The organism is Acanthopleuribacter pedis, assembly GCF_017377855.1.
GTDB lineage: Bacteria > Acidobacteriota > Holophagae > Acanthopleuribacterales > Acanthopleuribacteraceae > Acanthopleuribacter > Acanthopleuribacter pedis.
In genome coordinates this window covers 1-13,233 of sequence record NZ_JAFREP010000067.1, presented here as the reverse complement: position 1 = coordinate 13,233, position 13,233 = coordinate 1, and the positions used below count along the sequence as shown (strand labels likewise).

The window sequence follows — 13,233 nt, the reverse complement described above, 5'->3', positions numbered from 1 at the left end:
ACGAATGAAACCCGGCGATTTCTGTTTTGGCTCGATTCTTAGCTTTCCCAAAGCAACCTCCTGAACCTTTTCCAGGAAGTGTAGCCGTCTCGACGCTTTGCGTCTGAACCCTCGTTGGTAGGCTTACGTAAAAATTGGTTCGCGAACCTGCGGAAACTGTCACTTCCGCGACGGTCGCGGTTCCGAGATCATCGATACCCCGAAGGGGCCGCGTTTGCCGCCGCCCACCTTTGGTGTGAAGTTACTTGAAGCCATCGTGGACCGCGAGGCCGGTTTCTCCTGGGACGGCTCGGCGCCGACCGTGGCGGAGCAGGTTCGCAACGCGCTGGTATTGGACCACGGTGTCGACCCCGATCAACTGCCAGGACGGGTTTTGGAACTGTTGACGACTTATACCGAGTTGTTGACCGTGCCCGCGCGTGATCCGGGCAGTTATGATCGCCCGGGGGTCAGTGAAGGCGATGTGATTTTTGGGGAAATCGGTTGTGCCGATTGCCACACCCCGGTGCAACGCACGCGACCCAACGCGCCGCCGCACCTGCGCGACCTGACCTTGCGTCCCTACACCGACATGAAAACATGGGATTTGGGCGAAGGACCCTTCCGCACCGCGCCGCTGTGGGGATTGGGGCATAACATTCGGTTGCTGAACCAAAACGGCCGCGACCTGCTGCTCATGCACGACGGCGGCGCCGGTTCCGTTGCCGAGGCGATTGGGCAACACGGTGGTGACGCCGCCGCGGCACGCGCCGCGTTTAACGCCCTAAGCGCCGGCGATAAACAGAACCTGATCAACTTCGTGCGTTCGCTTTAACCAACGCGCACGCTCATCCCTGGGCGGCGCGAACCCGCGTCGCGCCGCCCGGGGTTAGGCTATGAGGATCAAATTCCGCGCGCAGAGGATGGGTGGGTTTCACTAGGCATGGTTTGGAATTCTATATTTCTCAAGATGTTAGGATGGAAAGAGGATGGGCGACGGACCAAGTGCCCGGCCCGGACAGGATCGCGCCTTGGATGGATGGGTCGGCGCCGGAACGGACGACCCGGGATTGGCATGACTGCGCCTTGAAATGATGTTGGCTTTGGATGGGGCATCTTGAGCAATCGCAGCACCACGTTGTTGCACGTCTGCACCAACCATTTGCAGATGAACGAAGTGACGGGCATATCCGCGGGCGTGACCCATCCCAAGAGGGAAAACGGCAGACCGCCGATCCTCATCCTATCGAAAAATCATGTGAAATAACGAATACCAAACCAAGCCGAGGAAACAGATCCCAAATCCGGCAAAAGCGTGGTGAAGGTCATGCGTATACCATCCGCGAATTTTATGTTAGCGTATTTCAAACCCTTTCTTTTGGGATTCAATTTATTGTTCACAGGGTGTTGCCCGCCCCAGTGCGGCCTAGAAAAACGCGAGGCGTTGCTAAGGACTGTCGGGATCGGGCACCGAACCGGGGGTCCTCTTGCCACGTAAACGAAATGGAAACAAAACAGCCGCGGAGACGGGGAGCGTGACCATGCGTCATGTTGCCGAACATGTCGGAATGTCGATGATGACCGTCTCACGGGTGCTCAACAACGAATCCTCGGTCAAACCCGCGACGCGCGAAAAAGTCATGAACGCGGTTCAAGAGCTGGGTTACCGTCCCAATATCTCGGCGCGCAATTTGGCCGCCGCTCAGTCCTATTTCCTGGGTTTGATTTACGACAACCCCAGCGCCGCCTACATGTCCGAACTTTTGCTGGGCGCGCTGGAGCGTTGCAACCAAAAGGGTTATCATCTTGTGGTGCAGTCCTGTGGTCCCGAGGCCGCGACCTGGGCCGATGAACTTACCAAACGTTTGACCGGGTCCCATTTGGACGGCGTGATTGTGCCGCCGCCGGTTTGTGATGATCCCAAGGTGTTGGAAGCCCTGCGCCGTTTCGACATGCCTTATGTGTGTATTTCACCCAACAGCCAATTGCCGGACACGCCGGTGGTGTACATGGACGACCGCCAGGCTGCCTATCAAATGACCCAACACCTTTTGGAACAAGGCCACCGCGACATTGGCTTTATCCTCGGCCATCCCAACCAGGAATCGAGTCGGCTGCGTTACCAAGGATTCAGCCAAGCCCTGGGCGACGCCGGGATTCGCATTGATGAATTGCGGGTGGTCCAGGGTTTTTACAGCTACAAATCGGGGTTTGCCGCGGCCGAGCGCCTGCTCAGCGACACCCATCGCCCCACCGCGATTTTCGCGAGCAACGACGACATGGCCGCCGCCGTGTACGCCAATGCACAGCGCTATAACCTGCGCATTCCCGACGATTTATCGGTGGTCGGCTTCGATGATACGCCCACCGCCTCGATTATTTATCCCGCGCTGACCACCATCCGCCAACCCATTGCCGAGATGGCGGGCGCGGCGCTCGACATGTTGTCCGAACTAATCAAGAAAAAGAAGGACCCCGACTTTGAGCCGGAACTGCGCCACAAGCTAGATTTTGAATTGATTCAGCGGGATTCCGTGGCGAGGAAGTGAGGATCGGGGATGGGTTCCGGCGAGCATGGCTTGTTATTCGTTATTTCTCAGGATCTTAGGATGGTTTGAGGATGGGCGATGGGCCGAGCGCCCGGCCCGACATGGATCGCGCCCTGGATGGATGGGGCCGCGCGGGGGCAGACGGCTTCGGCGTAGAGCACCTGCGCTTTGAAAGGCTATTGCAGCGGAGGATTTTTTTTAGTTTCTGTCGCGCTGCCTGATCCTCCCCCTGGATGGTGGCGCTAAATCGAAGTGACGGCCTTATCCCCATGCGCGATCCGTCCAGCCCAACATTGTTGGGCGGGCAAAGGAAAAACGGCGCATCGCCCATCCACATAACATCCTCGTATCCTGAGAAATATCGAATAACGAGCCGTCAGGTTCCAACCATCAAGCGCCAGGTCACGAGAACCGCAACCACCCGCCTACCACCCAATTCGACCCATCGGTTTAATCAATTTCATCTTTTCCGAAATTTGGGTTGACAGGTTCCTCATGCGTCAGTAGATTCTATGTTAGCGTTAACAAAATGGAAATGGCACACAACGGCAACCCTTCCCTTGCGACGAGGATGCCGTGCACCCTTCCGTTTGACTCATTTTTCGTTCCCGTTCATGCCTCGGGGGCGGATCCCGATTCGGGCAGCAGTCCTGCTTTGGGGACACACGGTTTTTTTGGTAGAGAGCGGTCGTGTGTTACTAGAACAGGTTGTAGCCAAAGGCGACATGCCATACTGGGAAGGCGCGGTCCGAACGCCGCAAAAATCCCCGTCCTCCGGTACGATTTGACTCGGATTTTTGACCGGTTTGCCGCTCTAGGCGACACAAGCCCGCGTTGCTCACCAAGGTTCCTGCATCGGCGCTGAAACCTTGGTGAGCAACGCGGGCGAGCAAACTCCTTTCTGATTTTCCGAAGCCCCCCTTCGGGAAGTTTCCTCGGGGTGTGTCGAGGGAAGCCGACACACCCCCTTTTTTTACCTAAGAGGCGCTGAAGCGAGGAATTTTGGCTAAAGATCTGGAGCGAAATGGCTTGAAAAAAGCGGGCCGGGGTCGCGCACGACGCGCACCCGCTAGGTGCGGAGAGCATTTTTACAGGCCGTTGCAGCCCAGAGGTTTAGCTAAAATCACCGCGTCAGCGCTTCTTAGGTTTTTACGACCTTGTGTTAATAAGGAAGGTAATGCAACACCTTCCGCGAGCGACCCGTCCGAGGATCATCTTATGGTTGTTTTACTGCTCCTTTTTTTTATCGTTTACGGCGTCCATGTTACCCCGGTTGTGGCTGCGGAAACCGAGTCCGCAACGGGAAACAAGCCGTTGCGTGCCAAATTCTTACCGCCCGATGGGCAACGCCTTCTCATCCTCGGCCAAGACTTAGAATCCGTACAGGGTTATGTCCACAGCGGCCGATTTCCCCAGCCCGCCGGCATTACCACTTATTTTTCGATTTACCATGTACGCAACCCCAAAAAAGATTATGGCGGTATGGGTTTGGATAATGATTTAAAACCCAACGGCAAAAACGCGGGTTGGTGGGATGCCGGCATCTACAATGCCTGGACTTCCGCGGTCGACTACCCCAATGCGGTCCTGGCCATTGGCATGGAACTCGCCGAGGAACAGGCGGAAAACGGCCTCGCCCGTTTGCTCGCCGGCGCGTTCGATCCCGAGATTCAAAAAGTAGCCGGCTTCCTCAAAAAGGTGAACAAACCCGTGTTCCTGCGCATCGGTTACGAGTTCGACGGCGCTTGGAACGGCGGCTACCAACATGCGGCGCGTTACGCCGCGGCCTGGCGCAAAATCGTCGACGATTTACGGGCGGCCGGGGTCACCAACACCGCCTATGTTTGGCAAAGCAGCACCTCGCCCGCGGACGATTCGATTGAAGGACGGTTCGAACCGGACTTGAGTATTTGGTATCCCGGCGACAGTTATGTCGATTGGATCGGTTGCTCCTGGTTCCTGCGTTTGGATGAATCGGGCAGCCATCCCAAGGCAACCAAAACCCAACGCGATTTGCTGGAGCAATTATTCGCCTTCGCCCGCGCCAAAGGCAAACCGGTCTTGATCGCCGAGGCCGCGCCCCAGGGTTACTTTATCGAAGCCAAGAAAAACGCCAACATCGGCGCGGTGATCGACGGTCCCTCCGGCGAGAATGTGGTTCCCAAAGACGCCGAAACCATTTGGCGCGAATGGTATCAACCGTTTTTTGATTATGTCGGCGCCAATGCAGACATCGTTCGCGGCGTCGCCTACATTAACTGTTACTGGGACCGACAAGGCATGTGGGGACCACCCTACACATCCGGCCTGTGGGGCGACAGCCGCATCGAAGCCGACCCACGTATTACCGCGTTGTGGCTCAAAGCGATCAAACAACCCGTTTGGTTACACGGTGGGCCGGCCCTGTTCACCGCCCTGGGTTATGAAGGCTTACACCTGAAGTGAGTGGTTCTTCGCTGCCAATCGAAACCGTTCCTTTGAAGGAGGATCAAGATGATCGGTGAATGGGTATTGCAGTTTCGCGACCAGGGTTACCTGCTGTTGGAAGACTTTTTCGAGGGCGAAACCACCGACCTTTTGCAGGACCTCATCCAACGCCACTTTGGGTTTGACCCCAACCACTACCACAACGATGAATTTTTGAGCAAAGCCGCGACCGAGGTCATCCCGTGGTTTCCCATGCAGGAAGGTTGTGCGCCGTTTAAAGACCTCACCGAACACCCCACGCTTAACTTCTTAACCCAAGCAATTTTGGGAAGTGCCTGGCAAAGCTTGGGTTGTATGGTGATGTTCTCCAAGGCCCAAAGTCGCGGCCAAGCGTGGCATCAGGATTGTCCGCCGGATGTGGCCGAGGTGTTTAACCTCAACCGCTTGGTCTACACCCATGACGTCGACCCGCGCAACGGCGGTCAAGTTGTGGTGGTGCCGGGAAGCCATCGCCGCGGGGTGTTGCCCGTCGGCGACGGGCACGAGGATCTGGCCGATCAAATCGTGTTGGCGCCGCGCAAAGGCGATCTGTTGCTCCTACACGGCCACACTTGGCACCGTGTCACCCCCGTGGCCGACCAACCCCGTGTGTCCACCAACTACCGCGCCGTGCCGCGGGGCGTGCCTTTGGATGTCACCGATATTTGTGTCTACCGCACCATGCGTTACCAGTTCTCCACCAACCAAGTGGTGCAGGAGCGCGTTTCATGAACGCCACGCAACGGGTGTTTTTCACCGCGGCCATCGTATCGCTGGGTGGGTTTGTCTTCGGCTACGACGCCTCGGTGATTTCCGGGGTCGTGGGTTTTGTGACCGGCGAATTCGGGCTCAACGAATGGCAGCAAGGTTTTGTCGTCAGCGCACCCACGCTGGGCGCCCTGCTCGCCGCCACCGTCGCCGGCGTCGCCGCCGACCGCATCGGCCGCCGCAAGGTCCTGCAAATCATCGCCTTTTTGTACTTGCTCTCGGCGATTGGTTCGGCGCTCGCGCCCAGTTACGCCATGCTCGTGGCCGCCCGTTTTATCGGTGGCCTCGCTTTTGCCTCGCTGATGATCGCGCCCATGTACATCGCCGAAATATCGCCCGCCGCCTTGCGCGGTAAAATGGTGTCGATCAACCAACTCAACATCATGCTGGGTTTCTCCGCCTCCTATTTCGCCAACTACCTCTTGCTCCAGGCGAGCGGTTGGCAAGCGTCCTGGGTAACCAATCTCGGCCTGGATACCGCCGTGTGGCGCTGGATGCTTGGCTTAGAAATCTTACCCGCCGGTGCCTACTTCATCCTGCTGCATTTTGTTCCCGAGAGCCCGCGCTGGCTGGTGGTCGCCGGCCGTGCGCGCGAGGCCGAGGCCGTCCTCCTGCGCGTGATGCCCGAGGACGAGGTGGCCGCCCACGTGCAAGCCGTCCAAAGTTCCGCCGCTGAGCATCGCCCCGGCCTGGGTGCGCACTTGCGCGAACTCTTTTCCCCAAAATTACGGTTCGCGCTCACCATCGGCGTCATCGTGGGGGTGGCCCAGCAGATCACCGGCATTAATGCGATTTACTTCTACGCCCCGAGCATTTTCGAGCAAAGCGGGGTCGGCACCGATGCCGCCTTCGCCCAGGCGATTTGTGTCGGCCTGATCAATGTGGTGTTCACCCTGATCGCCATGGCACTGATCGACAAACTCGGGCGCAAGCCTTTGCTCATCGGTGGGTTAACCGGGATCTGTGTCAGCATGGCGCTTTGTGCCTACGGCTTTAGCTCGGCCACCTATTTACTGGAAGCCGACACCTTGCCCGCCTTGCCCATTGCCGCCGGCAGCCTCGACGCCTTGGTCGGGTTGCGCTTCGACAGCGACGTGGCCTTTAAAGCCGCCTTGGCCGAGGCCCTGGGGGCCGACGTCGCCCGCGCCCACCAGGCCGCCCTGCTGCAAGCCGCCATTGACATGAACCCTTGGCTCGTCCTGTTCGGCATTCTCGGTTTTGTGGCGTCCTTCGCCGTCAGCCTCGGCCCCGTCATGTGGGTGTTGTTTGCCGAGATTTTTCCCAACCACATTCGCGGGCTCGCCATTTCCTTGGTGGGCGCGATCAACAGCCTGGTCAGCTTCGCCGTTCAGTTTTTGTTTCCTTGGGAATTGGCCCACCTCGGGGCCGCGCTGACCTTCGGGATTTACGGTGTCTTCGCCCTGATCGGTGTGCTGTTGGTCGCATGGATTTTGCCGGAAACCAAAGGCAAATCCCTGGAAGAACTCGAGAAGGAACTCACCGGCGACACCGTCGAACGCGACGGCGCCGACACCAACCAGGCCGTACCGGCCTAATCCGCGATTCGCCGAACACGGCAAGGAGCTAGTTATGGATCAAATTCGATGGGGTATTATCGGTGCGGGCCGCATCGCGCGGGCTTTTGCCTCCGATTGCCAACGGGTGGGAAACGCGCGGGTGACCGCCGTCGCCGCCCGCGATCTCACGCGTGCCCAAGCCTTTGCGGCGGCTTACGCCGTCCCAACCGCCTACGGCGATTACGACAGCCTGTTCGCCGCCGCGGACGTGGATGCCGTCTACATCTCCACCCCCCACAGCCATCACCTGGATCAGGCCGTTGCCGCGATCAAAGCCGGCAAGCACATTTTGTGCGAAAAACCCTTGGTGCTGAACCCCGAGGAAGGTGGGGCGATGATCGATGCCGCGCGAACCCATGACGTCTATTTGATGGAAATGATGTGGACCAGCTTCCTGCCCGCGGTGCGCCAAGCCTTGGCCTGGGTTGACGCCGGTCGCATCGGCAAGCTGACCCGTGTCCACGCCGACTTTGGTTATCCCATTCCCTACGACGCCAACGCCCGCGAATACCACCGTGACCTAGGCGGCGGCTGTTTGCTGGAAATGGGTGTTTACCCCGTGGCTTTTGCCTGGATGGCCACCGGCCGCGATCCCGCCCGTATTCAGGCTTCCGCCCAATTGGCGCCCAACGGTGTCGAACATGATGTGAGCGCACTTTTCGATTATGGCGACGGGGTGACTGCCTGTCTGGCCGCCTCCTTCCGCGCCAAGTTACCCAATGTCGCGTACCTCATTGGTGAATCCGGCTGGATCGCCGTTCCCGACTTCTGGCGCGCACAAAGCTGCTCGCTCTACCACTTAGAAGACGAAATTGATGTCTTCCGCGCCACCCGCGAACACTACGGCTTTGATTACCAAATCCAAGCGGCCTGTGACGACATCCTCGCGGGTCGCCGCGAAAACCACGCGGTGCCCTGGGCGGCAAGCCTCACCTGGCAGCACCACATGCAGGGGATTCGCGCCGCTTACGGCGCGCGGGGCACGGCTGGGGAGGTGGGCTGATGCGCACCGTGCTCGGTATCGATCTCGGCACCCAATCGCTGAAGGTCGTGTTTTACGATTTTGTGCAAAAACGCCAGGTCGCCGTGGCATCCGCGCCGCTGACGCTCAACCAAAACGGCGCGGGTTTGGCTGAACAGGAACCCAATGCTTGGACCAAGGCGCTGATCCTGGCACTGGCCGCCGTGGATCAACGGATAAGGGCTTCCGCCACCGCCGTTGCCGTCTCCGGCCAGCAACACGGACTGGTGTTGCTCGACCGCGAGGGCGTAGCGCTCCGGCCCGCCACCTTGTGGTGCGATACCACCTGCGCACCGAGTTGCGACACCCTGCACGCCGAACTGGGGGGTGCGGGCCAAGCGATCAAGCTCGCCGGCAACCCCGTGTTGCCGGGATATACCGCCGGGAAATTGAAGCAGGTGCAGGTGCAGGAACCCGAGGTTTATCGGCGCATCCAACACATCTTGCTACCCCACGATTACCTCAACTACGTACTGACCGGGACCATGGCGATGGAGTTCGGCGACGCCTCCGGCACCGCCTTCTTCGACGTGCGCGAGCGCGCGTGGAGCAAACCGATCCTGCACGCTTTAGATCGGGAACGTGACATTCGCGTGTGGTTGCCGCCACTGATTCAGCCCTTTTCGCGCTTGGGTTCCATCAGCGAAACCGCCGCCGCGCTGACCGGACTACCCGCGGGGATTCCCGTCGCCACCGGTGGCGGCGATAACATGATGGCGGCCATCGGTACCGGCAACCTGGTACCGGGCCGCGCCACCATCAGCCTGGGCACCTCGGGCACCCTGTTCGCTTATGCGGATCAACCCGTGGTCGATCCGAATGGGGAAATCGCCGCCTTTTGTTCCGCGACCGGGGGTTGGTTACCGCTGCTGTGTACCATGAATTGCACCCTCGCCGGGGAATGGGGACGCCGCCTGTTCGGCTACGACATGGACCGTTTTGAGGCCCTGATCGCTGAAGCGCCCGCCGGCAGCGAAGGCGTGATCACGCTACCTTTTTTTAGTGGCGAACGCACGCCCAACCTACCCAACGCCAAGGCCTGGATGATCGGCCTTGACGGCACCAACGGCTTGCCGCGCAACCTACTGCGCGCCGCGGTGGAAGGTGCGACCTTCGCCTTGCGATTCGGCCTCGACGCCCTGCGGCGGCTCGAACTGGAAAGCAACCAAATCGTCTTAACCGGGGGCGGCTCAAGCAGCGCGACCTGGCGGCAAATCGTGGCCGACGTCTGCAACAAACCCGTGGTCGTGTTGGAACAGGATCAGGGCGCGGCTTTCGGCGCGGCGCTCCAAGCGTTGGCGCTGCTGGAAGGCATCGGCGCCGAGGATTTCCCCGCGCTGGTCAACGCCCATCTCAGCCGCGACGAGGCCCGTTGCCACGAACCCAATCCAACCGCCGCGGCGACCTACCGCGACATCTACCAGACCTACCGTCGTGCCGTCGAGCACGCGCGTCATTTCAGTCTGGGCGACGCTTAAAAAAAATCAGCGATAAAGGATGAGGAGTACCCTATGCAGCCATCTGTTTTCCAAGGAGACATTGCTTACTTTCCAACCATCGACCGCATTCCCTTCGAGGGGCCGGGGTCGGACAACCCGCTCGCCTTTAAGGCCTACAACCCGGGCCAAGTGGTCGGCGACAAAACCATGGCCGAACACCTGCGCTTCGCCGCGTGTTACTGGCATACCTTCCACGGGACCGGCGCCGATCCTTTCGGGCCCGGTACCCGCGCTTACGTGTGGAACCAACACGCCGACCCAATGGACGCCGCCCGCGCCCGCCTGGACGCCGCCTTCGAATTCTTTACCAAGCTGGGCGTTCCCTTCTATTGTTTTCACGACCGCGACTTAGCCCCGGCCGGTTCATCCGTGGCCGAATCCGAACACAACCTACAGGTCCTAACCGACCTTGCCAAGGCGCGCCAGCAAGCCACCGGCATGAAGCTGCTGTGGGGTACCGCCAACATGTTCAGCGATCCGCGCTACATGAACGGCGCCGCCACCAACCCCGACCTGCTGGTCGTCTCCCACGCCGCCGCCCAGGTCAAGGCCGCCTTGGAAGCGACCGTGGCGCTGGACGGCGAGAACTACGTATTTTGGGGCGGCCGCGAGGGCTACGCTTGTTTGCTGAACACCAACACGCAGCGGGAGCTGGAGCATTTTGCCCGCTTCCTGACCATGGCGCGCGATTACGGCCGTTCCATTGGGTTTAACGGCGTGTTCCTGATTGAGCCCAAACCGATGGAACCCATGTTCCACCAATACGATTTCGACGCGCAAACCGTGATCGGGTTCCTGCGTCACCACGACCTGGACCGCGATTTCAAACTCAACATTGAAGCCAACCACGCCACGCTGGCGGGCCACACCTTCGCCCACGAGCTGCAAATGTGCGTGGATGCGGGCATGTTGGGTTCCATCGACGCCAACCGCGGCAACGCCCAAAACGGCTGGGACACCGACCAATTCCCCACCGACATGAACGACTGTATCGCGGCGATGCAGGTGGTGCTGGCGCAGGGCGGCCTGGGCCGCGGCGGCCTCAACTTCGACGCCAAATTGCGGCGCGAATCCACCGACCTCGACGATTTGTTCATCGCCCACATCGGTGCCATGGACGCCTTCGCCCGCGCGCTGGTGATCGCGGACAAACTGAACAACGACAGCGTGCTGAGCAAGCACAAGGCGGCGCGCTACAGCAGCTTCGACACCGCCCTCGGCCGCGATTTCGCGGCGGGCAAACTCAGCTTGGCCGACCTACGCGACCACGCCGCCAAAGAAGGCGAGCCCACCGCCCAAAGCGGCAAACAAGAGCTCATCGAAAACCGCGTCAACGACCTGGTCTTCGGCGGCTAATCAAACCAGGACGGGGGACATGCCGCCACATGTCTCCTGTTCTTACACCCGAATTAAATCTAAATCGAAGGTCGATTTTGTTATCCTTTGTTAATTCTGTGGGAATGCTTAGTTTTTTTTAAAAATATTGACAGTTTGTTTTTGATGAACGTAAGATGAAAAAACGACCTTATGGAATAGCGAATATCTTCGTTTTTATCTGCTTCAGTCGCGAGGCAGTGTGCTTTGCAACTTAGGATTAGGTGGGTTATTACCTAGACCTTTTCTGTGGTTGTTATTGCATGAAAAAAGAAGGTAGTTACTAAACGAACTATTGAAAGGCGTCTTCAATGGTGACGTGAGTCACCCTGGCCTCAACGAAACAATCCGTACTTGTTTAAGTCATCTTTTAAGAAGGCTTAGATTTATCCAGACTCTTAGCGAATTTTAAAAGGAAGTTGTATGAAAAAGAAGCCGGCTTTACATCGACCTCTATTGTTTTTCAGTGTCCTTCTTTACGGCCTTTTGTCATTAAACGCTCTTGGCGAATGGGACGAATCCTGTCGCCTAGTAATTATGGCAATCATCTCCGAAACGGATCCAGACGCACTAAGTTTTTGGATTAGTGTTGCTTGTGACTTGGGTTGTTAACACGATCACGGATGTTGCTCATTAAACCGGTGAACCACTTAAAATAAGATTTTCTGCTATTTTGAAGTGTTTCTAATCGTTTTCTCGCGAGAATTATTTTGATAATGAGGGTTTATGGTTGGAATTTCATTAGGTTTTTTTCTTTTGATTTCGAATTTTGAAAAGGATTTAAAACTCACGCTTGATGACCTTAACCCACTTATGTTTTTCAGTGCGACTGGGCACGAGGATACAAGTCTAATTTCCTATGTCGAATTGAGTAGTCGTCCTGTGAACCGTCTGTTTCTTTACGATTTTGACAAGGGGAATGGCCAATTGATAGAAGACGGCCGGTTGGCTTCGTTCCCTACTTCCAACGTCACAGTGATTGATAAGGGTTTTGTTGTTTTTGAAGTTGCTCACTTTCGTCCGCCACGTCTAGCCCTGCTCGATTTTGCGGGGGGTTTTGTTGATTTGCTTCGGATTCATGATTTTGAAGGTTGGAAAAACGAATACAGCGTAACAAGGGCGTTTTCGATGGGATCTGGACGATTATTACTGACTGTCCAAATTCTTTCTGTTGAAAGGCCGGATCAAACTCGGTTTCAGCCCGCGATTTTGGACTTAGACAAGAAGTCTATATCACTTCTTGATATCACGATAGAAGATGCAAAGATGACGTTTTGGGTGCCTTCACATCAGGAAGATAAACTGATTCAGATCGACCCGCTACGTGGTGGGATCGTATTAACGAGTCTTGCGGGTGATCCTTACCAGACCTTGATGAAAGGCGGACCCCTTTTCAAGAAGCCCGGCTTACTACCCGCGCTTAAAAGAATAAGCGATAATCAAGGTCCTGCGACGCTTCGTTATCAAACCACCCTCCAATTTGTGGTTCCCATGGGTGATAAGATTTCGGCCTGCGTTAATCATTTTGATGTCGATGGAAAGGTCACCAAAAAACAGGGTGTCATCATCGATCAAAACGGGATTGAGGTTACGGAAACATTAATGATATGGGCTTATCGTAACCTACAAATTCATTATGACCTAACCGATAAAAGGTTTTTCCTGAATCAAAGCCAGGGGAGGCCATAATTTTTTCTGGCCTCCCGATTGAGTCGGGTATTTTTGGCGGCAGAAAGGCTCACCAAAAGTCCCGATGTATTTCTACATCTTTGGGTAGGCGGACGAGTGGCCAACCGTTTACTGAAAGCGGCTAAACGAGATGTTGCGGCCGCGGGGGCCGTCGTATTGGATCGGGGTGGCGGTGACGTAGGCGCAATGCCGTTAAGTTAAGAACCAAAACGATAGGAAAATGGGCTAGCGGTTTGATTTGTAGCCAGGCGCGAAAATTTGAATCTTCACGATATATCTGCCTGATGCTCGCCTCTTCGCCGTTCGGCCGG

9 protein-coding genes are annotated in these 13,233 nt (G+C 57.2%); all 9 read left to right on the top strand.

Annotated features, from left to right (window positions below; translation table 11 throughout):
* Positions 1-214: 214 nt before the first annotated feature.
* The 9 genes from J3U88_RS33580 to J3U88_RS33540 all read left to right on the top strand — a co-directional run bounded on the left by J3U88_RS33580 (position 215) and on the right by J3U88_RS33540 (position 12,922).
* Positions 215-814 carry a di-heme oxidoredictase family protein gene (locus J3U88_RS33580; protein WP_207863599.1) on the top strand — a complete coding sequence of 200 codons (600 nt, stop codon included), beginning with the start codon at positions 215-217 and terminating at the stop codon, positions 812-814.
* Between the two features lie 706 nt (positions 815-1,520).
* Positions 1,521-2,528: a LacI family DNA-binding transcriptional regulator gene (locus J3U88_RS33575; RefSeq protein ID WP_207863598.1), complete on the top strand. Its 1,008-nt coding sequence runs from the start codon at positions 1,521-1,523 to the stop codon at positions 2,526-2,528.
* A 1,218-nt stretch (positions 2,529-3,746) separates the two neighbouring features.
* Positions 3,747-4,973 (top strand): glycosyl hydrolase, encoded by a 1,227-nt coding sequence (locus J3U88_RS33570; protein WP_207863597.1) that lies wholly within the window; start codon positions 3,747-3,749, stop codon positions 4,971-4,973.
* 48 nt (positions 4,974-5,021) lie between these two features.
* Complete coding sequence (locus tag J3U88_RS33565) at positions 5,022-5,726, top strand: phytanoyl-CoA dioxygenase family protein (RefSeq protein WP_207863596.1); 705 nt, start codon at positions 5,022-5,024, stop codon at positions 5,724-5,726.
* Positions 5,723-7,318: a sugar porter family MFS transporter gene (locus J3U88_RS33560; protein WP_207863595.1), complete on the top strand. Its 1,596-nt coding sequence runs from the start codon at positions 5,723-5,725 to the stop codon at positions 7,316-7,318. Before J3U88_RS33565 ends, J3U88_RS33560 begins: the two co-directional genes overlap by 4 nt.
* Positions 7,319-7,352: 34 nt before the next feature.
* Complete coding sequence (locus J3U88_RS33555) at positions 7,353-8,342, top strand: Gfo/Idh/MocA family protein (protein ID WP_207863594.1); 990 nt, start codon at positions 7,353-7,355, stop codon at positions 8,340-8,342.
* Complete coding sequence (gene xylB, locus J3U88_RS33550) at positions 8,342-9,838, top strand: xylulokinase (protein ID WP_207863593.1); 1,497 nt, start codon at positions 8,342-8,344, stop codon at positions 9,836-9,838. Before J3U88_RS33555 ends, xylB begins: the two co-directional genes overlap by 1 nt.
* A 33-nt stretch (positions 9,839-9,871) precedes the next feature.
* A complete protein-coding gene (gene xylA / locus J3U88_RS33545) occupies positions 9,872-11,215 on the top strand; it encodes a xylose isomerase (RefSeq protein WP_207863592.1) in 1,344 nt (447 codons plus the stop codon).
* Between the two features lie 744 nt (positions 11,216-11,959).
* Positions 11,960-12,922 (top strand): hypothetical protein, encoded by a 963-nt coding sequence (locus J3U88_RS33540; RefSeq protein WP_207863591.1) that lies wholly within the window; start codon positions 11,960-11,962, stop codon positions 12,920-12,922.
* Positions 12,923-13,233 lie beyond the last annotated feature (311 nt).

What these genes read in the sequence shown, in the direction of transcription:
- J3U88_RS33575 (WP_207863598.1), top strand. Translation starts at nt 1,521, where the DNA reads ATGCGTCATGTTGCCGAACATGTCGGAATGTCGATGATGACCGTCTCA.
- J3U88_RS33570 (WP_207863597.1), top strand. Translation starts at nt 3,747, where the DNA reads ATGGTTGTTTTACTGCTCCTTTTTTTTATCGTTTACGGCGTCCATGTT.
- J3U88_RS33565 (WP_207863596.1), top strand. Translation starts at nt 5,022, where the DNA reads ATGATCGGTGAATGGGTATTGCAGTTTCGCGACCAGGGTTACCTGCTG.
- J3U88_RS33560 (WP_207863595.1), top strand. Translation starts at nt 5,723, where the DNA reads ATGAACGCCACGCAACGGGTGTTTTTCACCGCGGCCATCGTATCGCTG.
- J3U88_RS33555 (WP_207863594.1), top strand. Translation starts at nt 7,353, where the DNA reads ATGGATCAAATTCGATGGGGTATTATCGGTGCGGGCCGCATCGCGCGG.
- xylB (WP_207863593.1), top strand. Translation starts at nt 8,342, where the DNA reads ATGCGCACCGTGCTCGGTATCGATCTCGGCACCCAATCGCTGAAGGTC.
- xylA (WP_207863592.1), top strand. Translation starts at nt 9,872, where the DNA reads ATGCAGCCATCTGTTTTCCAAGGAGACATTGCTTACTTTCCAACCATC.
- J3U88_RS33540 (WP_207863591.1), top strand. Translation starts at nt 11,960, where the DNA reads ATGGTTGGAATTTCATTAGGTTTTTTTCTTTTGATTTCGAATTTTGAA.